Consider the following 21,182-nt stretch of genomic DNA (forward strand, 5'->3'; position numbering starts at 1 on the left):
CATGAGAAGAATATTCATTTTATCATCGATCATAATTCTGGGAATGCTACATACTCAGAATGCTGCGGCTCAATGTTATCCTTTACAACCGAAAACGGCGACATTTGCAACGGGAGGTACCAGTCCCTATAAAAACCAGGTGCTTTGGCTTACCTGGGGTTCAACGCTTGATAATATAGCTGATAACCCCTACGGCAAACATAATGTTGACCTTGCTGATGGCGCAGCATCTTACGCGTCGATTGATTTGGGTGGTGGCAGATATTTATGTTTACAGGCAGTGATTTCGAATCTGACGGGCAACGGTATTAAAAGCTATGCGCCTGGAAACTTTGCCTACGATTCGATGGATGACCGTTACAATATCGGAGGAGTAGGGACAGCAAACAAATTAGTAAACGGAATCAGAAATGCGGTGGATAAAGGCTTATGTAGCTTCAGGATTACTTGTAAAGCGACATTGCAGGGATCACCGGTAAAGTTAACCGGTATGGTTTTGGGCGATGCGGAGTCTTTAGCACCGGCCGAGTATTTTAATGCTACTGCTGATGGTGTGTGGAATATCGTGGAGCTACAAAAAAATCTTACCAATACAACTACCCCTTATGAGGTAAGAAAAGTGAACGTAAGCACCACTGCCCAGCGTTTTGAGTTTTTAAGAGGTAACGATGATAATACGGGCGCTATATCATTTTTAACCTTTAACGAAACGGCTTTTAGTGGTACCGATTATGCCGTAACCTTCGATGTGACGCTAAAAGGTGGGGGCTTAACAGCAATTGCACTCGGTGTTTTGCCTCCGGGCGTGGATGGAGGTGATGCGCCGGCCAGTTACGGTGCCCCATTGCATGCGGTTGAAAAAGTAACCATTACTTCCGATGGAATTGCCGCAAATACCGCCATGGCAACGGCAACCAATTTAAATACCACTGCTTATACCCCCGGATCGCTGGTTGCTTCTACATCTGGTTATCTAGGAACCATAGCACCAGACGTTGATGCCGGACCGCTATACAGTAAAGATGCCATGGGTGATAATAATAACGGACCCGCTGGTGTACTGGAAGAAGATGCATGGCCAACAAAATATAAAAGCTTTTCTTACAAAGCCAGCTATATGCCCGGCAACATTATAGCCGCTACTATCCCATACTCAGGAACCTTTAACGGATATATTTCCGGCTGGATCGATTTCAATCAGAATGGTGTGTTTGAAGATAGTGAGCGGGTAACAGTTCCGGCGCTTCAAGCTGGTACTTCAGTTACTTTAACGTGGACAGTGCCATTTTCCAGGATCATCAGAAGTACTTATGTACGTTTGAGGTACGGACGCAATTATACCGATTTATTGTCTCCAACCACAGCTACCCCAGGCGGAGAGGTAGAAGATCACAAAATCTTTATTCAGGGGCCAACCATAACCAATCCGATGCTTCCTTCAAAAGGGCGAAAAAATTAAATGCGTTAAATGAATTCGCCATATCAGAATATAAGCTGTTTAGTTAAACTGCGGCTGTTTAAGTTAGTGTTAGTTGCTGTTCTGCTTCTTTTTAGTGGGATAACAAGCTATGCTCAAACAGGTGCAGGAAGCATGACCGTAGATAACTCTGCTGTTACCATTAACGCAGGGAGTACCGAAACCCGCTATACTGAAGGATGCTATTTTGGGCCGAATGCGAATTGGGTAATCAATGGAGTACTGGAAATCTACAGTAAAAACATCTGGATTGCACCCGGCGCTACTTTTAATGGTACAGGTAAAATCATTATCTATAATCCTGGTGATAACCCTTACTATACCACTATGTCTGCTGGCGCTACTGCCATCGATGGAAATAACAGTAATTTTATTAATCTCATTATTGAGCACAGGAATAAGAATAACGTGATCCTGTCGGACGTAAAAGATCCGGGATATAATACGGTTAATCCTACAGGTGCACTTGCTGCTACACTTAATATTGGGGGTACACTTGATCTGGCTGTGAACCGAGCAAACATTATTTTAAATGGAAATAACCTGGCCTTCAATGCCGCAGGTAAAATCACTAACTACAGCCGCGACAGGATGGTTGTCACCGGCAATAGTATAATCGGTCACATGGTAAAAGAGTTTGATAGCAATACTGCTTTTGTATTCCCTGTAGGTATTGCGGAAGGCGATTATACCCCGGCAACTTTGCAACCTCAGTCGGCAGGTAAATTTTACGTTAGTGTCGAAAATTATTCCGCAGCAAGCCTGCCAGGAATCACCACTATACAAGGTATCGACAGGATGTGGAACATCTACTCTTCGGTACCTGTCCAAACAACAATTACACTACAACATAACATCAGTACCGACGGTGCGAAATTTGTTGATGCATCTGCAACCCTTGCAAAATATCTTGGTAGCTCTAATTGGGATCTTTTATCTGTAACCAATCCTTCAACCGGTGTACACGTGCGCACCAATGTAATGGTGGCCACCGATATGGCAGCAAACGGCGCCTTTTTTACCAAGCATTCGGTTTCAGGCAGTAGTTTATTTGTTCCCAACTTATTTACGCCAAACGGCGATGGTATCAATGAAACATTTGAAATCAGAGGGTTAAACCTGTTTGCGCAAAATGATCTCGTAATTGTTAACAGATGGGGTAATCAGGTTTATAAATCAGATAATTATCAAAATAACTGGACAGGTGAAGGGCTAAATGAAGGAACTTATTACTACGTACTTCGTGTGAAAGAAAATGCAGCTGCGCCGTGGCAGGTATTTAAAGGGTATATCACCTTGATCAGGGCTTTTAAAAATTAAATGTGAGGATGAGGAAATTATTATTGTTGGTGTTGAGTTCACTTTTACTGATGTTAAGGCCGGCATCTGCCCAACAGGATGCGCAGTATAGTCAGTATATGTTCAACGGGATATACATCAATCCGGCTTACGCAGGTTACAAAGAGGTACTTAATGTGCACAGCTTTTACCGCAGTCAGTGGACGGGTATTACCGGCGCACCCAAAAGTATGGCCCTTGCTGTTGATGCCATTGCAAACAGTGGCAATGTGGGACTAGCTTTACAGGTTGCCAGTGATAAACTTGGTGCGCAGACCAACCTGAGTATCTATGGAAATTATTCCTACCGGATACGGATGAACGATGACGGGAGTTCCCGTTTAGCTTTGGGATTGGGTGTCGGCATGATGCAACTGGGGATTGATGGATCTCTACTAAACCCTAACGATCCTGAACCTTATCAGCCTGTTGGTGTACAAAGCACCATTGTACCGGATGCAAGGGCAGGGGTGTACTTTGCCAACGACAGGTATTATGCCGGATTCTCTGTTGATAACCTGATTGCAACTTACATCAATATCGATAGTTATGCTTTCATCGCACAACCAAAGCCCCATTATTACCTTACAGGCGGTGCACTGTTTCCGATTAATGAAAACTTTCAGATCAAACCCTCATTCCTGCTAAAAGACGACAGGGGCGGTCCAACGAGTTTGGATTTAAATGCCTTTTTACTGATTAAAGAATTTCTTTGGGTAGGTGGATCATACCGTACGGGTGTAAAGCTGTACGACAAGAGCTATCTCCAGGCAGACCTGACGCCACGCAACTCTGCTGTTGCAGCGATACAGATCTTCCCGTCAGAGAAAATCAGGATTGGTTATGGCTATGATTTCTCTATTGGTCCATTACAGGGCTATAGCGGAGGTACACATGAGATCTCGATTGCCTATTCATTCATCAAACCAAACATCCGACTGGCCACACCAAGGGTGTTCTAAAAATTAAATCTGTTGCAGACCAACAGAGTAAGCAAATAGTAACATAACAAACAATATATCACAACTAACTTTTACAACATTGTCAACTATCCCTAATCCCTTAAAACCTAAGAACGCCGTATCGACGTTTACTATTCTTATCGCCGATGACCATGAGATCATCCGCAGAGGTTTAAAAAGTCTGATTTCAGATTTCTGGGCCGGTGTTCAACTGCTTCAGGCGTCAACTTTAGAACAGGCATTAATTGAAACCGAAAAATCTCCCAACCTCATTATTATCGATGTTAACTTACCGGGAGGGAATAATCTGAAAGTAATTGACCAGCTAAAACTGGTTCAGCCAAATGCTAAGATTCTCGTATTTTCTTCATTGAACGAAAATATATATGCCGTACCTTATTTGAAATCCGGAGCATCAGGTTATCTGACTAAAAATGCTGAGGAATCGGAAATCGTTACAGCAATAACCACCATCCTTGCGGGTAGCAGGTACTCAAGTAGAAACGTAAAAGAAAATATGTTTAACAGCATATTGGGCAATGATGGCGATAACCCTTTTACAAAACTTTCATCCAGAGAACTAGAGGTAGCAGAATTACTGACAAAGGGAATCGGGGTTTTAGAAATTTCAAATCAGCTAAGCTTGCAAATGGGAACAGTGAGTACCTATAAACTTCGTTTATTTCAAAAGTTAAAGATTAAGAGTATCATAGAACTCGCAGAAAAGATGAGTATATATGAGCGATAAAAGAGAAAATAGCGCTCTCTATCGCTTCTCTTAATTTATTTTTATCCTGGTCGTCTTCAAATCCTAAGTGCTTTTCAATTATCCTGAACTTTAGTCAAACAGTTTCTGGTACCGTAATTTTACCCTAATTAATTCTTTTATTTGGGATATATGTTTTTGCGAACCATATTTGTAAACTTAGCTAGACTTTTATGCCGTACAACTGTGCCATCGTGGATGATGAGAAACATGCAATAGATATCCTGCATGATTATATTAATGATTGTGAATTTCTAAATTTATCAAAAACGTACAACAATCCGTTGAATGCGCTTGCCGAAATCACTTCCGACGATCAGATTGACTTTCTCTTTCTCGACGTTGATATGGAGGGTATGAAAGGCACAGAACTATGGCAGCATTTAAAGTCACGTGTTAAAAATGTGATTTACGCGTCCTCCAATCTTGAACAGGACATCCGCAACATTGATGGTTCATTTGAATGTTACCTCGGAAAACCCATCTCTCCGAAACGTTTCACGCAAACAGTTCTTCGCCTCATTAAACACACCGAACAATCTGTAGTTAATTAATTTTGTCTTACAAAACCCATTAGCTATGTGGTTAATGCAGTAATCCATCCTGGAAATGTCATGTTCTGATTAAACGTCTGATGTTTAAATATAACATCATACCTTTGTATCAATGAATGATATCAAAGAAAGACTTGGAGATAAGGTGAGCAGGCAAATTCGCCATGATATTACTTCCGGTCGATGGAAACAAAACGACAAAATACCTTCCGAAGGAGAATTAATGGAGATGTACAGCGTTGGTCGCTCTACCATCCGTGAAGCTGTTCGCTCGCTGGTTGAAATTGGTATATTAACGGTTCAGCAAGGATCAGGAACGTTTGTAAATGAAGTTAATCTTTCTGAAACCATAGATCAGCGTTTGCGGCGAGCCGATTTCGATGAACTCAATGCGGTCCGAAAGTTACTGGAGCTTGAGATTGTCAATCTGGCTGTCACAAACCGTTCAACCGAAAACCTGGAGCTCATAAGCGAACACCTAAAGGCCCGAAAGCATGCAATTTTTGAAGAGAACCGTCAGGATTGTATCAATGCTGACATTGCTTTTCACGCAGCCATTGCGGATGCCTCAGCCAATAAAGTTCTTGCCGATCTGTATCGTAGCTTTACTGCTTTAATCCGCGACTTCTTTCTCAAGCGGGAAAAACAGGGTTTAAGCCATTTTGCCATGAGCCACCATCTTCATGAGCAGCTCTGCAACGCCATTCAGCAAGGTGATGCCGCTAAAGCCCGCCAGATTACAAATGAAATTCTTGAAAATAATTATTAATTACCAGTATGACTATTCTTACTTTTTCTATTATCCTTTTACTGGGCGCCTTTTTAGCTGGCCTTGTAGGTTCTCTTACGGGTCTCGGTGGCGGTGTAGTGGTTATTCCACTGCTAACACTTGTTTTTCACGTAGATATCCGATATGCCATTGGTGCAGCATTACTTGCTTCCATTGCTAACTCATCAGGCGCTGCAAGCGCATACGTTAAGGAAGGCATTACCAATATACGGCTAGGTATGTTTCTCGAAATAGCCACAACAGTTGGTGCTGTAATGGGGGCAGTAATTGCCGTATATACTCCAACCAATACCATCGCAATTCTATTTGGCAGCATTTTGTTGTTTTCTGCGGCAATGACCATCAGAAAAAAGAACCAGGATGCGCTTCAGCATGGCAGTCTGCTGGCAGCAAAGCTAAAATTGAATGGAAGCTATCCAACTGCCGAAGGCATTGTGAAATATGAACTCAGGAATGTCGGGGCAGGCTTTTCTATTATGACCCTCGCGGGTGTCATTTCTGGTTTACTGGGAATCGGGTCAGGTGCCTTAAAGGTACTCGCCATGGATACAGCCATGCATATTCCCTTCAAAGTGAGTACGACCACCAGTAACTTTATGATTGGCGTAACCGCTGCGGCCAGTGCGGTGGTTTATTTGCAACGCGGATACATGGATCCGGCTATCGCGTTTCCGGTAGTACTGGGTGTTCTGGGTGGTGCTTTCTTAGGTTCCAGATTGCTCTCCCGGATAAACCCAACTGTATTGCGATATCTGTTTTGTGTAGCCATTGTCTTTGTGGCTATCGAAATGATCTATAACGGTTTCCAGCATAAATTCTAATACACCAAAAGATGAAAACAGAAAAAGTTAAAAAACATACGACTGATTATGATATTGAGCAGTTGGTTGGCCGTTTATTAAGAGTAGGGGTCATTACCGCCAGTTGTATCGTATTTATCGGAGGATTAATCTACCTGATCAAAATGGGGGCAGATCCCATGCCATCCTACGCGCAGTTCAAAGGGGAAAGTGCTGGATTTACCACATTTGAAGGTATTTTCAGCGGGTTGCTCAGCGGACATGCTAAAGGAATCGTTCAATTTGGAGTATTAGTGCTTATCGCTACACCAATAATGAGAATCATATTGTCGTTAATCGGTTTTACTTTGGAAAAGGATAAGCTTTACATCGTAATCACCCTTATCGTGCTTTGTGTAATGCTGGTAAGTACGTTGGGTGGTTTTGCAGGCTAGTATTGCTAATAAGTATACGGGTTTACACAGGGTGTTTTTACCTTATTTTAAACACATTAGCTATAATGATTTGTAGATGATTATGCTAAGTCTTACTTTAGTGACCTAACTAATCAATATGTACGGTGTAGACAACCTGCAGGCGCTACGTGCGGGCTTGCTCAATAAGATGAAAGATGTAGAGATCAACCGTAAAGCTTGTGAGCAACTATCGGTTGCGATTTTCACAAGTCAGAATGATTACGTAAGCACAACAACATTGATGAGGCTTTTTGGTTTATTGCCCGTCGATAAAAATAGCCTGTCTCCGAAAGTACTGGGTATGCTACTTAAATTTGCCGGTTTGGCTGCGCAAAGCAACATGCATGTCTATTTTCAAAATGAAATGCCCGTGCAGGTTACAGAAATCCCAAATCAATGGGTAAGCTAAAATTAAGGACGGTACTTACAAGTAATCAAAAGCTTGCTTTTCTTGTACGTTGTGGTTATCCGGGCAGAAAAAACGGCTATACCTTTGAGTGCTAATTGTTTCACTTGTCAATTTTATCTGTGTGGCCACCAAACCATCCTGCTCTAGTGTTATTTCGAAACAAACGCAGTCTGCTGCGTTAATATGTCCTGTTGCTTCGTCTATTTTAAAGCAAATGTCCTGCATATTTTCATCCTCAATATAGCCCTTTTTCAAAATTGGGTCAATGTGTGTAACGGTGCCTGTGCGCATAATAATTTATTCGGGAATAAACGACATTAGTTTGGTATTCGTAAAAGGTTTTAGCAAATGTCGTACTCATTATACTTAATCCACCTTTTTGTTACGTTAAATGTCAGAGTTATTTTGTTTATTAGTGTATAATTTATTGAATTATCCTGAAAATTAACGCCCGGAGCGGATTTTAGTAACGAAAATTATAAGTTTAAAAAGGTGTTCTTTATTCTGTAGCTACGTAGTCACTACCAGTTTCTTATCAACTGTATATATTTATATACGACTAATCGAACGCGCCAGAATGATTTGATTGTGCTTGTATCTACTGCGCCAGCCAAACGTTATAATGCTCCGGACCGAGTGTCCGGCACAGGAAAACTAACATAATAATCAGGATCAGGGCAAGCAAGTAGTGATGCTGCTTTTTCTTTTCAGTGTAATTGCGGTTCATTAGTTCAGGCGTTTTTTACCATAACAACATTTGTCATTTTTAGTTTTTTACTAAATAATTTAAATTTTCATTTGGTAAGAAAAAACAATAACCCATCATCACTGGGGTTGGGCAGTGGTGATCAATTTCCCCCGGTGTAAAACCATTTTTAAAATTTGATGTTGTGGTATGGATAATGCTCAAAAAGCAGCTTCACTACGGGCGGTTATCATCAGCAGATCAACTATATATGGCTACCACAACAGATTCTAACCAACAAAAAGCTGATCCGTCAGCCCGTCAGAAAGGTAAATGGATACTCATCACGCTACTGGCTTTATTGCTATGTACAGAGGGATATTTCGGTTACCAGTTGCATGTTTTATCAGGTAAGCAGGAGCAAATCAAACAAGATTATGCTCACATTAACAACATTACTTATGGCCTTTTTTCCGTCGAGCAATGGAGAGATCGTGTAGCCGGTATTGTGAATCATCAGGTTCGTCACTTCACGATGACCAAGCAGCAGAACAAAGCACTGCATCAGGAAGTTGAACAAATTTTGCTTGCCCTCATTGATAAGGCTGAGGCCCTGGTGAATAAAAAGAAAAAAACCATTAGCGGCAAAATCCAGAAGTTTGCCATTAAAAACTTTGTCGATACTGATAAGATTAAAGCACAGGTACCGGAATTCGCCAGTCAGATTATCGCAGAAGTAAACAACCCAAAAAACAAAAAAATGCTCAGCCGCAAGGCCATGAAAAAATTCAGTGAAATTGAGCAAAATGAAAAGATCGATAGTGCACTTACCGCTTATAAGGCTGCAGTAGATATCGTTTTTAAAAGATATCAGGTTCAGGATGCCAGTCAGCTTAACAGCAATCTCGTAAACAGACTTAACAGAATCCGCACATTTACTTATGGTTATTCCTTTGGCATGTTGGGCTGTATTGCACTGGTGCTGTTCATTTGGTGGGTTTTGCGCAAACGTACGGACTTGCATGCTACGCTCTTTATCATGTCGCTGCTTTTCGCCTTTATTTTACTTGCCGTTGGATTAACAGCTTCAATGATCGAGGTGGATGCCCGCATCAGTTCCCTTGATTTCGTACTACTTAAAGAACACGTTACCTTCAAAGATCAGGTGCTGTTTTTCCAAAGTAAAAGTATTATGGATGTGGTTCATGTACTCATCACCCAACCCGGTATCGATTCCATTCTGGTCGGTGCACTCATCCTGGTTTTCAGTATTTTGTTTCCTGTGGTAAAATTAAGTGCCACAGGCGTTCACCTGTTATCCGGAAAAAAGATTGCCGAAAACAGCGTGGTGAAATATTTCGCCTTTCAATCAGGTAAATGGAGCATGGCCGACGTAATTGTAATTGCCATACTGATGGCCTATATTGGTCTTAACGGATTGCTCGATCGTCAGTTAGGCGCGCTTAGTCTGAAAAGTGAAACATTAACGGTAATCGCTACCAACAATACTGCGCTTCAGCCAGGATACATTATTTTCATCAGCTTCGTGCTTTACGGATTAATTTTATCTACGATCCTCAAATCCATTACCCCTCACAATACCCACTAATTCGGATCATATTCACCATCATATTTGATAAAAGAATGTCAGCACAAATTCAACAGGTTTCCCGCACAACAAAAAATATCAGCACAGCGGTACTGATCACATTCCTCCTGGCTTTGCTTGCCATTATGGTATATCTGGGTATGCAGCAACGTGTGCTTTCCCGGCAACAGGAAGAAATCAAGGAAGATTACAGCCTGATCAATAACATTACATTCGGCATATTTTCTGTAGATGAATGGGGCGAAAAGATTGGCAATGTGGTGAACCATCAGGTGGGTAATTTCAATATGAATAACGATCAGAAAGAAGATCTCCAGAAAGAAATCGAAGCCCAGCTTAATGGTTTGATCAATAAAACAACCCGCGAGATTACCAAACCTCAGAAATCACTTGGCGGGAAGCTGAAGAAACTCGCCTTCAATACTTTTGTTGATACAGATGAACTGCATGCACAGGTGCCGTCTTTTGCACGTACTATCATCCAGAAAATCAATAGCCCGGGTAGTATGAAGCGATTGAAAGGGATTGCTACGAGTAAAATGGACGAACTGGAGAAACAAACCTTCGACAGGTCAAGCTCTGCAACCACAAAAGTGACACTGTATATCCTTCAGAAATATAAAGTAAATAATGTCGCCGGTTTTGAAAAAAGTATAAAATCAAGAATTGCAGCTATTCAGGTGCAGTTAAAAAAATACTTTTATGTCATGGCCGGCTGTGCGCTGATTGCGCTGTTGTTATGGATTCCTTTACGAAAATACAGGTGGCTTCACCCTTCGCTTTTTTTACTTTCAGCATTGATCGCCCTCGTGCTGATCTGGGTAGGGGTAAGTACCACCATCATTGAGGTCGATGCACGGATCGAACGACTCGATTTTATGCTTCTCGGTGAAAAAATTACTTTTATGAATCAGGTGCTATTTTTTCAAAGCAAAAGTATTCTCGGAATTGTTGAAACCTTAATGGCCCAACCGAAGCCTGATGCGGTGATTGTGGGTGTATTGATATTGCTGTTTGTAGTGGTGCTGCCTGTTATCAGACTGGTTGGCAGGGCCATTTATGTATGGGGAAGAGACCGCTACGCCGACAATAAAGTGATACGTTATATAGCGCTCGAACTGGGTAAATGGGATATGGCCGACGTAATGGTAGTTGGAATAGCAATGACCTATATTGGCTTAAACGGAATATTGAAGAGTCAGCTTTCGGGATTAAATATGGATACGGACACCCTGAAAACCATCACCGCGAACAAATCTTCATTACAGCCAGGCTATTATGTTTTCGTTACCTATGTGGTGTTTGTGATCATCCTGTCATGGATACTCAAACGCATTGATCGCGATAATAAAAAGCTGGAAACGGTTAAAAATTAGAATACGAAAAGGCAGGTAGTAGCATAATGATGATGAAACCTCGGGTTTCATCATCAATTAAAAGAGAAAAGTTTAGTAGACTTTAGTCGCCATTTCCTCAACTGGTATACGAACCTTCTTTTTGCCTGAAAGGTAGTCATTTTGCTCATCCCGGTAACCTAATGAGAGAATCACTGTACTGTGTAATCCTTTTTCCTTTAGGTGCAGCAATTCATCGAATACCTGTGGATTGAATCCTTCCATTGGGGTAGCATCAACCCTTGCAGTAGCTGCGGCAATAAGTGCGGTTCCCAAAGCAATATAGGTTTGTTTTTCAGCCCACACCCTATTTTGTTCATCGGTCTTACTTTTGAAATAACCGTCAACAGTAGATGAAAATAAATCTAAACTTTCTGGCTCAACCTCCTGAGCTATTGCTGTGCGTTGTACAAGTGCATGCACATCTTCAGTAGAAACGCTGTTAAAAGCAGCGAAAACTAACAGGTGTGATGCTTGTGCAATCTGCTTATTGAAAGAATCTGCGCCAAGCTTCGCCTGAAGTTCAGCATTATTTACAACGAATACACGGTAGGGTTGCAGGCCACACGATGATGCTGAAAGGTTAATTGCATTGAGTATAAAGTCTATTTTCTCTTCGCTCACTTTTTGATCGTTATACACTTTAACAGCATAACGCCACTTTAAATCATCAATTAAATTCATATCTATAATCTTATTTATTGAGCAAAAATATCTGATAGAAATTACTTTTGGTATCTTTGTGACAAAAAGTAATAGTGACATTTTAGTAACCATCCTATTTATGAATCAGACAGAAGGGGTTTTAAATAATAATGATTTTTGTAATTCAAATATCCGGGCAATTCATGATACGATGTATGTGATTGGCGGTAAATGGAAAATATCCATTGTCGCCTGCCTTGGATACCGCCCGATGCGTTTTTCTGAATTGCTTCGTGAAGTTGAAGGGATTGCAGGAAAAGTGCTTAGCCGGGAATTGAAAGATATGGAGACCAATCAACTCATCGTTCGAAAAGTTTTAGATACTAAACCAATATCTGTATTGTACCATTTGACGGAATATGGCAAAACTTTAGAAGAGCTTACCTTGACTATAGCTGAGTGGGGTAAAACGCATCGTAAGCAGATTATCGGAAAGTAGTGCATCCTGCACATCCCCATGATTTGAAACAACGTGCCTGCTTATCGTGTAACAGGTTAAGACTTAAATATCGTTTTCAAATGTGATTCATACTCTGCTTTAAACCTGGCAACCAGCTCCGGCGACCCATTCTTTTCTACATCGTGAAAATGAAGGCTTGGTAAGGCTTCCAAACCACAAAAGGCATTCATCCTGTGAAATGGAAACAGCACACCATCATCAACACTTCTTCCTTTAAAGAATTCTTCATCAAGCGTGAATGCAGTTTTAGGCGCATTCCACGTGGTGGTAGTCAGGTATTTTCTGCCCTGTAACATTCCCCCGGTTCCGTAATTTCGTTCCGGGTTATCTGCTTTACGTCCGTCGCTGTAGTACAGGCCTTTCCGGTGTCCTGCTGTAAATACTTCGTCAATGTATTTCTTTAAGGAGTTTGGCATATACATCCACCAGATGGGGAAGTGGTAAATGATTACATCGGCCCAAACGAATTTTTCTACTTCGGTGGTTGCATCATAATCCTCCAGGTGTGGTTGGGTGATCTGTATTTCAAAACCCTTATCTGCACTGAAAAACGATTTGTCCCAACTGGTAATTTCCTCATTCAGTTGCCCTCCTGAATGGGCAAATGGCTTACCGCCGTTAATCACTAATATCTTTTGCATATACTTTTTTTTACTTGCAGCAAAAGTAGATACCTTTTTATTGTAATAAAAATAATAGTATTTTTGCATTGGTATAATTAATATTATAGATGCAGGCAAATTTAGAATGGTTCAGAACCTTTAAGTCGATATACGAAACAGGTACTTTAAGCGGTGCAGCAAAACAGCTTTATGTTTCGCAGCCCGGAGTAGGCCTGCACCTCAATGCGCTCGAAACCTATACCGGCTATACACTTTTCGAACGTACCACCCGGAAAATGGTACCTACCGAAAGGGGCCATTTGCTTTATCAGCAATTGCAGCATTCATTACATATTTTGGAGGAAATTGAGGGCCGGTTCAGACGGAAATCAGGTGCCGATCGCCCCACGGTTAGTGTTGGCATGTGCGTAGAAAGTTTTCAGCATGCGCTCGAAAAACACATTCCTTCTCTTAACTTCAATCTCATTATGCAGTTTGGTGAAAATGAAAAGCTTACCGAGTTGCTGGAGAACGGTGGGATAGACCTGGTGTTGGCCACTCAAACTAAGAACAGTCCCAATCTTGAATATGAACCATTCGCATCTGAGAAGCTGATGATTGTTTGCGGCAAAAACACCGATCTTTCTGGATGGGAATCATTAGATTTAGGAAATAAGCAGGTGCTTTTACATTGGTTCCAACAGCAGATGTGGTATAACACTGCTTCTGATGCCAAGCTGCTGAATCAGTTTTGGCAGGCAAATTTCGGTTTTTTACCAGAATTTGTCCCTAATTATATTGTTCCCAATAAGTTTTCGATTATCCGCTGCTTATCAGCTGGTGAAGGACTTGCGGTTTTGCCCGATTTTATCTGCCGGGAGGCGCTGGCTTCCGGAGAGTTAAAGGTACTGTGGGAGGGATATGTTGCCGTAGAAAATACCATGTTCTTCGGAAAGAGAAGAAACAGTATTAATGAAGATCAGATTAAATTTCTTCAGGAAAAACTGCATCTGGCTTTTGCATCAGTAGAAACACAGCTTCAGGAGCATCATTCGCAGCTATAACTCAAACCGAACCCATATATCCTGGTTGGTATGCGCCACTTTACCGGTGAAATTCTGGTCGAGCTCTGGCGATGCAGTTAAAAGTTTTTTTGCAATGCCGGCATACTGCTCCAGGTTGGCTTCATCCTTCAGAATGTAGATCAGTTCTCCGTTTTCACTCCAGTAAGATTCAATCACCTGTTCGTTAAATTTATCATTTAATTGCTGATGGGCGGGACTAACGTTTAGTATCTCGTGATTTTTCATTTGTGTAAGCAGGTTAGTTACAGGTATCATTCTGGTCATGCTCCGGAAGTCCTGCCAATATTAAGTTAATTTCTTTACCAATTTCATTTATAGGCAATGGTAAATCGGAATCTGTTTGATAGACGCCAACGGAATTAAGCTCAAGGTCATCCGTATGCACGGAACCAAGCGGAAGTTCCTCCCAGGCACCATGTTTTTCAACTATTGCACCTATAATCTTATCGTCCGACATGATTTCATAATAGGAATCTTTTGGCAATACAGTAAATAAGTGGCATGTTCCGCTGCGTTCTACTTTAACATTAAATGGTTGCATATCTATCAGATTTAAGGTAAACTGCAGTGATAACAGATTTTTACCATAAGAGTTTTGAGAATATGCTCATCTGATCTGATGTAAATTCATCAGGAGCAACCCGCAGTTAAGCCCCGAATGAGTCGCCTCGCTTATCCGTTTTTCGGGCTCCATAAGGTATTTTTACGCGAAGAAATATAAGTTTTAAAATACCAAAGACTATTCCTACCTTTCTACTCTTAAATCCAGTACGGAATGTCGAGTTTAACACCTTAACCATCCTTTTTAAAAAAAAATGTCATTTAACACGCTGAAATTGTTACAGAAACAAAAAAAGAACATCCTTGAAATCTGGATGAAAAATCAACTCTCCGATGATGGCCTCAGAGAAGATCTGATCAGTAATGAAGACCTTCGTGGTCAGTCTGAAGAGTTAATCTCTGCGCTGGTTACCAATCTTGCCGGGGATGATCTGGTTGATTTCGATGCTGATCGCTGGGATCCGGTGATCGAAATATTAGGTGGTATTGCCATCACCCGTGCCCGTCAGGGTTTTTCTCCCAGAGAAACCGGGAGATTTGTCCATAGCTTAAAAGATGCTTTACTGGAAGTTTTACAACATGAAATTGAAGATCCTAAGCAGCTTTTCGAGGAAAGTATGAAGATCAATAAAGTGATGGACAACCTGAGTATTGTCACTTTCGAGACTTTTATCAAAGGGAGAGAAGAAGTGATACTAAGACAGACAGATGAAATTGCAGAAATTTCTACTCCTGTAATCCGCGTATGGGATGGCATTCTGGCTTTGCCCATTATCGGTACGCTGGATAGCTCCAGGACGCAGATTGTGATGGAAAATCTTCTTCAGGAGATTGTGGAAACAGGTTCAAGCATTGCAATTCTTGATATTTCAGGCGTTCCTGCTGTCGACTCACTGGTTGCACAACATTTAATCAAAACGGTAAGTGCAACACGTTTAATGGGTGCAGAATGTATCATCAGTGGTATTCGCCCGGAAATCGCTCAAACAGTAGTTCATTTGGGAATTGACCTTTCTAACATTATTACTAAAGCATCACTAGCCAGTGCATTATCTTATGCGTTTAAAGTCCTCAGACTGGAAGTTCGTAAAAGTAGTTCAATAGCAAAACCTAATTTCTAATAAACATGGATAAAATTCCTATTCTGAGGATGGGAAGCTTTCTGCTGGTAACCATTCAGGTTGATCTTTACGACAGGCTTGCGCTTGATTTAGAGGCCGATCTGGTACAAATGGTGAATAAAACCGGCTCGAAAGGAGTACTGATTGATATTTCGGCGGTTTCGATAGTCGACTCATTTATGGGGCGCATTATTGGAAATATTGCCAGCATGTCGAAAATTCTGGATGCCGAAACAGTGGTGGTGGGCATGCAACCTGCAGTTGCCATTACTTTAATTGAACTTGGCCTGCCATTAAAAGGAGTGCATACAGCCCTTGATGTAGAAAAGGGAATGAAATTACTTAAGTCGATGATTGGAGATGACCACGGGGACGAAGACGAAACCGATGATGATGATACTTTCGCTGAGTAAGGATAACATTCAGGTGCAAAAAGAACAAGACGTAGTTTTGTTGCGCAATCGCGTGCGGGAAGTTGCCGTAAAAATCAAAATGGGCCTTGTCAATCAAACCAAGCTGATTACGGCAGCCAGCGAATTACTGAGGAATATGTTGCGTTACGGGGGCGGCGGCAGTTGCCTGATCGAGGTGGTAACACGAGGTCGGGATAACGGCGTGCGCCTTACTTTCACTGATCATGGACCAGGTATTCCGGATATCGAAGCAGCAATGCGCGATGGCTTTTCTACAGGAAAAAGTCTGGGCCTTGGACTTCCAGGAGCAAAACGCCTCTGTAACGAATTTGACTTAAAAAGTAAGCCCGGTGAGGGAACGGTAGTGATGATATTAAAATGGGCAAATGGTTGATGCAACACATATAAGCCTTCAGGCAAACGACAGAAGTTACTTTTCTCTGCTAAAAAAAGAAATACACCAGCGCCTGCTCGATGCAGGCATGGAACATGCCCGGATAGCAGAGGTCGACATCATTGTTGCCGAAATGACCAGCAACCTGGTTAAATATGCGGATAATGGTGAAATCCTTTTCGGCTCTTTTCAGGAGGATGGCGTGCCTTATATCGAGCTGATCAGTATAGACCGCGGTCCTGGCATACAGAACCCATCCAGAATGCTGCAAGATGGCATGTCTACCAGTAATACCCTGGGCGCAGGTTTGGGCAGTATTAAAAGACTTTCCGATACTTTCGATATTTACTCACAGGTGGGCTGGGGGACCATTCTAATGAGCAGAATTTACATGGGCAAAAAGCCAGCGGTTAAAAAGGGTTTGCTCATCAGGCCGATAGTGGTAAGTAAGCCCGGCGAAAAGGTAAGCGGAGATGGCTTTGTGTGCCGTATCAACGGTAATAGTTTTAAACTGATGCTAGGCGATGGATTGGGTCACGGACCGGAAGCGAACCTGGCCGTAAATGAAGCGACAAAGGTATTTAAAGTTTTTCCGGATCAAAGCCCTACAGCAACACTGAGGTTTATTCACGGAGCCACGCGCAAAACCCGTGGAATGGTAGCCAATATTACCCATTTCGACGCAGAAAAAGGCGAATGGCTATCGGCCGGAATTGGGAATATAGCTGCAAAGTGGATTGGCCCGGTTTCTTCAAAAAATCATATGTCATATAATGGCATTGTTGGGCACAACATTCCCACTACCATGAATGATCAGGTATATAGTTCAACAGAATACAACCAGCTGGTTCTTTGCTCAGATGGTATTAAAACCAGATGGGAAGTTTCAAAGTACCCCGGTATTTTAAAACACGATCTTGTTCTGCTGGCAGCCTGCATTTATAAAGATCATGCCCGTGGAACGGATGACATGTCAGTGATAGTACTTAAAGTTCGGTAGTATGAAAGAGGTATTAGATATTTCCCTTGAGAATGAAATGGATTTGGTTTTGGCTCACCGCAGATCCATGCAGGTGGGCGAGCAGCTGGGGCTTACTGTAGCCACACGCACCACTTTTGCTACTGCGGTTTCTGAAATCGCCAGAACTGCAATCGAATACACCGACAATGGCCGTTTAACTATCATTATCTCCGGAAAATATCCACGATATTCATTATACGCGAGGGTAGTTTTTGATTCCGACCAAACCTTCAGGGCTACAGATGAAGGCTTCTTCTATGCAAAAAAGCTGCTTCCCGATTTTTCGTTTAGTTCGTCAGGAAATGCTTATGTAATTGAAATGGGACTGGGTTTACCACGTTCGTTAAAACTTGATGAACCTAAGCTTGCGCTTCTGAAAGATTTTTTTGAGCAGGTAACTCCTTTAAATGCTTATGAAGAAATTAAAAAGAAAAATAATCACTTACACAGGCTAACCGGCGAGCAGGAAGAAGAAATCAGAATGCGCCGTGAGCTCGATGAGAAGAAAAGTGAATTTATTTCTGTAGCCAGCCACGAGCTTAAAACACCTATTACGGTGGTGAAAGCCTATACGCAAATGCTGAAATTGTTGAAAGACCAATATACTGATAAGGTAGCCGGCGTAATTGATAAGCTTGATATGCAAACCACCAAGCTATCCCTTCTTGCACAGCAACTCATGGACGTTTCAAAGGTAGAAAACGGGAGCTTACAATACGACCTGGTCGATGTTGACCTTAATGAATTTGTAAATGAAACGGTAACCATCTTATCAAATGTTCATTCAGGTAATCAAATTAATATCAGTTTGGGTGAACCCTGCCAAATCAAAGCCGATCCACTTCGTTTAGAGCAGGTACTCACTAACTTACTGGGTAATGCTGTAAAATATTCTGCCAGAAATTCCACCATTGACATCGCAACAGAATTGTCTGAAACCAAAGATAATGTGATTGTAAAGGTGACCGACCGCGGGCTTGGCATGTCGCCTGATGGCATCGCCAAAATATTTGATAAATTTTATCGCCTCGATGAGGTAAGCACTTCACATCCGGGCCTGGGTATGGGGCTTTATATTTCTTCTAAAATCATCTCTGATCATGGTGGAAAAATCTGGGTAAAAAGTGTTTTAAATGAAGGATCTACTTTCTTCTTTACCGTACCGGTACAGGTAGTGTAATATTAAGCCGATAAGTCATATAAGTGCTGGAAGGGTGGAAGGAATGTACAACTTATCCATCTAAATCATCAATATCCTGCATTTATCCTAAACCTTTAAACCCGTAAACGAGTTGTAGAGGAATGGACAGCATCAATACCACCGATACAAACCCGCATGCGGCACTTTATGATTACCAGATCAAGGACATCGACACATTATTTACCCAATTACAAAACCCTGAATGCGATGGTCATTGCAGGGTATTATATCAGTTGCCGACAGGAGGGGGGAAAACGGTAATCTTTTCGCAGATTGTATCCCGTTATCTCAAATCGTTTAAAGGTAAAGCCATTGTTCTTACACACAGAAAAGAACTCAGCACGCAAACGGCCAGCGTACTCAAATCTGCCGGTGTAAGATGCAGGATCATCAACAGCAGTGTAAAGCGTATTCCTAAAAAAGATACCTATCTATGCTATGTGGCGATGGTAGAAACGCTCAATAACCGAATTTCCGATAACCTGCTCGATACACAGGATATCGGACTGGTGATTGTGGATGAAGCACACCATAACTCGTTCAGAAAACTGCTCGACCAGTTTCCCGCTGCATCTATCATTGGTGTTACTGCAACGCCTTTCTCATCCGATCCGGAGCTTCCGTTGAACAGCGATTACAATATGCTGGTTTCTGGCCCTACGATAGATGAACTGATTAACAGAGGTTTCTTAGCCAAACCGCGTACTTTTGATTATGAAGTGGAACTTAATACCCTCACTACAGGTACCGGAGGCGATTTCTCAGTAAGTACGTCGGATGAGCTTTACAGCAGCAAGCCCATGCTCGATCTTCTTGTTAAAGCATATGAGTCTCACGCAAAAGGAAAACGAACCCTCATCTTCAATAACGGTATTTTCACTTCCCGGCGCGTAAGTGAAACATTTATGGCCCTGGGCTATCCCATCAGGCATCTCGACAATAAAACAGAAACCGCCGAGCGTAAGGATATCCTGAAATGGTTTAAGAAAACCAAAGGGGCGATATTAAGCTCTGTTTCCATTCTCACCACCGGTTTCGATGAACCCTCCATACAAACCGTCATCCTGAACCGCGCCACCACTTCACTTACATTATACCATCAAATGGTTGGGAGGGGTGCACGTGCCATGAAAAACAAAAAACGATTCAGTATCATTGATCTTGGCAATAACGTAGAAAGGTTTGGCCATTGGGAAGAACCGGTAGACTGGAACGATGTGTTTCACTTTCCCGAGAAATACCACCACCAACTATCTAAATCAGTACAAGATATTCATCATATCCCTTCAGAGCTCCGGGCATCTTTTCCCAATAGCCTGGAAGTTTCTTTTGATGTACTCCAGCATTATCAACTGGCCATTCAGCAAGATGAAAAGGCCATGACCGTAATAAGCCAATCCATTGAGCAACATGTGCAGATGTGTGTGGATAATGCCGCTACTGTGCAGTCTGCTTTCGATTTGAGCCTGGTACTGGATAAAGAAATCGACTGGAGAATAAAAGAATTCTGTAAATGCCTCGGCAGTGTGACCAAAAATTATCGATTATGGCTAGGCGAAGACTACAGGAAAAAGCTCAGAAAGATGATTGAAAAGAAGATGTATGCACGTCCGGTTATGCGTGAGGCAGTTTAAACGGGTTGCCAGTAAAAGCCTGCACTCAGGTGATATTAATTGAAAAAAATAAAAAATAGTTATACCGATCATAATGGAACAAAATGCGAAGGGATTTAACGCAGACCTGATAGCCGGATCAAATATGGTGATGCTCGATTACCATTTTGTAGATAGTGGCCAAATCAGGGTTTACCAGCTGGTGAGATTTGCGCCCGGTGAAGGATGGAATGTGCTGTCGAATGGTTTTCTCTTAGGTTCCATCAAGAAAATTGATGAGCAGTGGACTGCCGTCAACGGCGAAGAGCTGAGTGTTGAAAGGGTTTTAAATATCGGAATATTTATTGATCAGCAGCATTTCAACCGCTTACCCGAAAAAATCAGGCAGAAGTGGGAAGATTTCATAGAGCAGGTGATCATGCAAACCGACAGCGAATACATCATTGTTACTCGCGCCGGCATCAATTTTACAGCTTTCAAACGGTTTTTTACCGAATATATCGGGAATCTGATAGAAGATGAATGGGCTGTTGAGTTTAAGGTTTATAATTCAGATTTTGATGATGATTTTGTGGTAAGGGTATTTTAACTTCAGCAAAATGATGCAAATGTCTAAAATAAAAAAACCGCTTCGATAAAAATCAAAGCGGTTTTTTTGTGCGGAAGAAGGGACTCGAACCCCCACGCCGTGAAGCGCCAGATCCTAAGTCTGGTGCGGCTACCAATTACGCCACTTCCGCAGTTAGGATGTTTTAAGGACTGCAAAG

At 41.9% G+C, this 21,182-nt stretch carries 26 protein-coding genes and 1 tRNA gene; 20 read left to right on the plus strand and 7 right to left on the minus strand.

Annotated elements, in window-relative coordinates; all coding sequences use genetic code 11:
• Position 1: 1 nt before the first annotated feature.
• The 9 genes from AC570I_RS19565 (at position 2) to AC570I_RS19605 (ending at position 7,551) form a co-directional block, all read left to right on the plus strand.
• Positions 2 to 1,459 (plus strand): CshA/CshB family fibrillar adhesin-related protein, encoded by a 1,458-nt coding sequence (locus tag AC570I_RS19565; protein WP_497406835.1) that lies wholly within the window; start codon positions 2 to 4, stop codon positions 1,457 to 1,459.
• Positions 1,460 to 1,468: 9 nt separating this feature from the next.
• Positions 1,469 to 2,797 (plus strand): T9SS type B sorting domain-containing protein, encoded by a 1,329-nt coding sequence (locus AC570I_RS19570; RefSeq protein WP_497406836.1) that lies wholly within the window; start codon positions 1,469 to 1,471, stop codon positions 2,795 to 2,797.
• An 8-nt stretch (positions 2,798 to 2,805) separates the two neighbouring features.
• Complete coding sequence (locus AC570I_RS19575) at positions 2,806 to 3,777, plus strand: PorP/SprF family type IX secretion system membrane protein (protein WP_497406837.1); 972 nt, start codon at positions 2,806 to 2,808, stop codon at positions 3,775 to 3,777.
• 79 nt (positions 3,778 to 3,856) lie between these two features.
• Positions 3,857 to 4,525: a response regulator gene (locus AC570I_RS19580; protein ID WP_053058482.1), complete on the plus strand. Its 669-nt coding sequence runs from the start codon at positions 3,857 to 3,859 to the stop codon at positions 4,523 to 4,525.
• Between the two features lie 191 nt (positions 4,526 to 4,716).
• Positions 4,717 to 5,097, plus strand: coding sequence for a LytR/AlgR family response regulator transcription factor (locus AC570I_RS19585; RefSeq protein ID WP_497406838.1), 381 nt, complete (start codon positions 4,717 to 4,719; stop codon positions 5,095 to 5,097).
• Positions 5,098 to 5,209: 112 nt separating this feature from the next.
• Positions 5,210 to 5,866, plus strand: coding sequence for a FadR/GntR family transcriptional regulator (locus AC570I_RS19590; RefSeq protein WP_497406839.1), 657 nt, complete (start codon positions 5,210 to 5,212; stop codon positions 5,864 to 5,866).
• Positions 5,867 to 5,874: 8 nt separating this feature from the next.
• On the plus strand, positions 5,875 to 6,708 hold the full coding sequence (locus tag AC570I_RS19595) for a sulfite exporter TauE/SafE family protein (RefSeq protein ID WP_047800957.1): 834 nt from the start codon (positions 5,875 to 5,877) through the stop codon (positions 6,706 to 6,708).
• Positions 6,709 to 6,719: 11 nt separating this feature from the next.
• A complete protein-coding gene (locus tag AC570I_RS19600) occupies positions 6,720 to 7,121 on the plus strand; it encodes a DUF1634 domain-containing protein (RefSeq protein ID WP_047800958.1) in 402 nt (133 codons plus the stop codon).
• 118 nt (positions 7,122 to 7,239) lie between these two features.
• The gene (locus AC570I_RS19605; RefSeq protein WP_497406840.1) at positions 7,240 to 7,551 is read left to right on the plus strand and encodes a hypothetical protein; all 312 of its coding nucleotides are present in this window, start codon (positions 7,240 to 7,242) and stop codon (positions 7,549 to 7,551) included.
• A gap of 15 nt (positions 7,552 to 7,566) precedes the next feature.
• Here AC570I_RS19605 and AC570I_RS19610 read toward each other — a convergent pair whose 3' ends face one another.
• Entirely contained in the window at positions 7,567 to 7,842 is a 276-nt protein-coding gene (locus AC570I_RS19610) for a hypothetical protein (protein ID WP_497406841.1), read from the minus strand.
• A 307-nt stretch (positions 7,843 to 8,149) separates the two neighbouring features.
• Positions 8,150 to 8,278, minus strand: a complete 129-nt coding sequence (locus AC570I_RS19615; RefSeq protein ID WP_255352168.1) for a hypothetical protein — start codon at positions 8,276 to 8,278, stop codon at positions 8,150 to 8,152.
• A 229-nt stretch (positions 8,279 to 8,507) separates the two neighbouring features.
• Between AC570I_RS19615 and AC570I_RS19620 the strand changes: the two genes are divergently transcribed.
• Together AC570I_RS19620 and AC570I_RS19625 are read left to right on the plus strand one after the other, a co-directional pair.
• Positions 8,508 to 9,845 (plus strand): paraquat-inducible protein A, encoded by a 1,338-nt coding sequence (locus tag AC570I_RS19620; protein ID WP_497406842.1) that lies wholly within the window; start codon positions 8,508 to 8,510, stop codon positions 9,843 to 9,845.
• 35 nt (positions 9,846 to 9,880) lie between these two features.
• Positions 9,881 to 11,221 (plus strand): paraquat-inducible protein A, encoded by a 1,341-nt coding sequence (locus AC570I_RS19625; protein WP_497406843.1) that lies wholly within the window; start codon positions 9,881 to 9,883, stop codon positions 11,219 to 11,221.
• Between the two features lie 72 nt (positions 11,222 to 11,293).
• Here the strand turns inward: AC570I_RS19625 and AC570I_RS19630 are convergent, their stop codons facing one another.
• Complete coding sequence (locus tag AC570I_RS19630; protein WP_497406844.1) at positions 11,294 to 11,923, minus strand: NAD(P)H-dependent oxidoreductase; 630 nt, start codon at positions 11,921 to 11,923, stop codon at positions 11,294 to 11,296.
• Positions 11,924 to 12,023: 100 nt separating this feature from the next.
• On the opposite strand from AC570I_RS19630, the gene AC570I_RS19635 reads away from it, so the two are divergent.
• On the plus strand, positions 12,024 to 12,383 hold the full coding sequence (locus AC570I_RS19635) for a winged helix-turn-helix transcriptional regulator (RefSeq protein WP_047800963.1): 360 nt from the start codon (positions 12,024 to 12,026) through the stop codon (positions 12,381 to 12,383).
• Positions 12,384 to 12,439: 56 nt separating this feature from the next.
• On the opposite strand, the gene AC570I_RS19640 is transcribed toward AC570I_RS19635, so the two are convergent.
• Complete coding sequence (locus tag AC570I_RS19640) at positions 12,440 to 13,045, minus strand: NAD(P)H-dependent oxidoreductase (protein ID WP_497406845.1); 606 nt, start codon at positions 13,043 to 13,045, stop codon at positions 12,440 to 12,442.
• A gap of 89 nt (positions 13,046 to 13,134) precedes the next feature.
• Between AC570I_RS19640 and AC570I_RS19645 the strand changes: the two genes are divergently transcribed.
• Positions 13,135 to 14,070 (plus strand): LysR family transcriptional regulator, encoded by a 936-nt coding sequence (locus AC570I_RS19645; RefSeq protein WP_497406846.1) that lies wholly within the window; start codon positions 13,135 to 13,137, stop codon positions 14,068 to 14,070.
• Here the strand turns inward: AC570I_RS19645 and AC570I_RS19650 are convergent.
• Both AC570I_RS19650 and AC570I_RS19655 read right to left on the minus strand, forming a co-directional pair.
• Entirely contained in the window at positions 14,065 to 14,316 is a 252-nt protein-coding gene (locus AC570I_RS19650) for a hypothetical protein (RefSeq protein ID WP_156166794.1), read from the minus strand. The genes AC570I_RS19645 and AC570I_RS19650 overlap by 6 nt on opposite strands.
• Positions 14,317 to 14,329: 13 nt before the next feature.
• Positions 14,330 to 14,632, minus strand: coding sequence for a hypothetical protein (locus AC570I_RS19655; RefSeq protein ID WP_497406847.1), 303 nt, complete (start codon positions 14,630 to 14,632; stop codon positions 14,330 to 14,332).
• A 274-nt stretch (positions 14,633 to 14,906) separates the two neighbouring features.
• Here AC570I_RS19655 and AC570I_RS19660 point away from each other — a divergent pair, with 274 nt between their 5' ends.
• The 7 genes from AC570I_RS19660 to AC570I_RS19690 all read left to right on the plus strand — a co-directional run bounded on the left by AC570I_RS19660 (position 14,907) and on the right by AC570I_RS19690 (position 21,004).
• Complete coding sequence (locus AC570I_RS19660; protein WP_497406848.1) at positions 14,907 to 15,773, plus strand: STAS domain-containing protein; 867 nt, start codon at positions 14,907 to 14,909, stop codon at positions 15,771 to 15,773.
• Between the two features lie 5 nt (positions 15,774 to 15,778).
• Positions 15,779 to 16,186 (plus strand): STAS domain-containing protein, encoded by a 408-nt coding sequence (locus AC570I_RS19665; protein WP_497406849.1) that lies wholly within the window; start codon positions 15,779 to 15,781, stop codon positions 16,184 to 16,186.
• Positions 16,161 to 16,580 (plus strand): anti-sigma regulatory factor, encoded by a 420-nt coding sequence (locus tag AC570I_RS19670; RefSeq protein WP_231582718.1) that lies wholly within the window; start codon positions 16,161 to 16,163, stop codon positions 16,578 to 16,580. Before AC570I_RS19665 ends, AC570I_RS19670 begins: the two co-directional genes overlap by 26 nt.
• Entirely contained in the window at positions 16,573 to 17,580 is a 1,008-nt protein-coding gene (locus AC570I_RS19675) for an ATP-binding protein (protein WP_497406850.1), read from the plus strand. Before AC570I_RS19670 ends, AC570I_RS19675 begins: the two co-directional genes overlap by 8 nt.
• Position 17,581: 1 nt before the next feature.
• Complete coding sequence (locus AC570I_RS19680) at positions 17,582 to 18,781, plus strand: ATP-binding protein (RefSeq protein ID WP_497406851.1); 1,200 nt, start codon at positions 17,582 to 17,584, stop codon at positions 18,779 to 18,781.
• A gap of 122 nt (positions 18,782 to 18,903) precedes the next feature.
• On the plus strand, positions 18,904 to 20,436 hold the full coding sequence (locus tag AC570I_RS19685; protein ID WP_497406852.1) for a DEAD/DEAH box helicase: 1,533 nt from the start codon (positions 18,904 to 18,906) through the stop codon (positions 20,434 to 20,436).
• Between the two features lie 73 nt (positions 20,437 to 20,509).
• Entirely contained in the window at positions 20,510 to 21,004 is a 495-nt protein-coding gene (locus tag AC570I_RS19690) for a hypothetical protein (RefSeq protein ID WP_497406853.1), read from the plus strand.
• Positions 21,005 to 21,073: 69 nt separating this feature from the next.
• Here AC570I_RS19690 and AC570I_RS19695 read toward each other — a convergent pair.
• Positions 21,074 to 21,155, minus strand: a tRNA-Leu gene (locus tag AC570I_RS19695).
• Positions 21,156 to 21,182: the final 27 nt, after the last annotated feature.

It is taken from the genome of Pedobacter sp. A2324 (genome assembly GCF_059693705.1).

Coding starts and splice junctions, on each gene's coding strand:
- AC570I_RS19575 (WP_497406837.1), top strand. CDS start 2,806: ATGAGGAAATTATTATTGTTGGTGTTGAGTTCACTTTTACTGATGTTA.
- AC570I_RS19690 (WP_497406853.1), top strand. CDS start 20,510: ATGGAACAAAATGCGAAGGGATTTAACGCAGACCTGATAGCCGGATCA.
- AC570I_RS19610 (WP_497406841.1), bottom strand. CDS start 7,842: ATGCGCACAGGCACCGTTACACACATTGACCCAATTTTGAAAAAGGGC.
- AC570I_RS19655 (WP_497406847.1), bottom strand. CDS start 14,632: ATGCAACCATTTAATGTTAAAGTAGAACGCAGCGGAACATGCCACTTA.
- AC570I_RS19615 (WP_255352168.1), bottom strand. CDS start 8,278: ATGAACCGCAATTACACTGAAAAGAAAAAGCAGCATCACTACTTGCTT.
- AC570I_RS19650 (WP_156166794.1), bottom strand. CDS start 14,316: ATGAAAAATCACGAGATACTAAACGTTAGTCCCGCCCATCAGCAATTA.
- AC570I_RS19635 (WP_047800963.1), top strand. CDS start 12,024: ATGAATCAGACAGAAGGGGTTTTAAATAATAATGATTTTTGTAATTCA.
- AC570I_RS19605 (WP_497406840.1), top strand. CDS start 7,240: ATGTACGGTGTAGACAACCTGCAGGCGCTACGTGCGGGCTTGCTCAAT.
- AC570I_RS19685 (WP_497406852.1), top strand. CDS start 18,904: ATGGACAGCATCAATACCACCGATACAAACCCGCATGCGGCACTTTAT.
- AC570I_RS19675 (WP_497406850.1), top strand. CDS start 16,573: ATGGTTGATGCAACACATATAAGCCTTCAGGCAAACGACAGAAGTTAC.
- AC570I_RS19660 (WP_497406848.1), top strand. CDS start 14,907: ATGTCATTTAACACGCTGAAATTGTTACAGAAACAAAAAAAGAACATC.
- AC570I_RS19585 (WP_497406838.1), top strand. CDS start 4,717: ATGCCGTACAACTGTGCCATCGTGGATGATGAGAAACATGCAATAGAT.
- AC570I_RS19625 (WP_497406843.1), top strand. CDS start 9,881: ATGTCAGCACAAATTCAACAGGTTTCCCGCACAACAAAAAATATCAGC.
- AC570I_RS19590 (WP_497406839.1), top strand. CDS start 5,210: ATGAATGATATCAAAGAAAGACTTGGAGATAAGGTGAGCAGGCAAATT.
- AC570I_RS19665 (WP_497406849.1), top strand. CDS start 15,779: ATGGATAAAATTCCTATTCTGAGGATGGGAAGCTTTCTGCTGGTAACC.
- AC570I_RS19595 (WP_047800957.1), top strand. CDS start 5,875: ATGACTATTCTTACTTTTTCTATTATCCTTTTACTGGGCGCCTTTTTA.
- AC570I_RS19565 (WP_497406835.1), top strand. CDS start 2: ATGAGAAGAATATTCATTTTATCATCGATCATAATTCTGGGAATGCTA.
- AC570I_RS19645 (WP_497406846.1), top strand. CDS start 13,135: ATGCAGGCAAATTTAGAATGGTTCAGAACCTTTAAGTCGATATACGAA.
- AC570I_RS19630 (WP_497406844.1), bottom strand. CDS start 11,923: ATGAATTTAATTGATGATTTAAAGTGGCGTTATGCTGTTAAAGTGTAT.
- AC570I_RS19620 (WP_497406842.1), top strand. CDS start 8,508: ATGGCTACCACAACAGATTCTAACCAACAAAAAGCTGATCCGTCAGCC.
- AC570I_RS19670 (WP_231582718.1), top strand. CDS start 16,161: ATGATGATGATACTTTCGCTGAGTAAGGATAACATTCAGGTGCAAAAA.
- AC570I_RS19640 (WP_497406845.1), bottom strand. CDS start 13,045: ATGCAAAAGATATTAGTGATTAACGGCGGTAAGCCATTTGCCCATTCA.
- AC570I_RS19570 (WP_497406836.1), top strand. CDS start 1,469: ATGAATTCGCCATATCAGAATATAAGCTGTTTAGTTAAACTGCGGCTG.
- AC570I_RS19680 (WP_497406851.1), top strand. CDS start 17,582: ATGAAAGAGGTATTAGATATTTCCCTTGAGAATGAAATGGATTTGGTT.
- AC570I_RS19600 (WP_047800958.1), top strand. CDS start 6,720: ATGAAAACAGAAAAAGTTAAAAAACATACGACTGATTATGATATTGAG.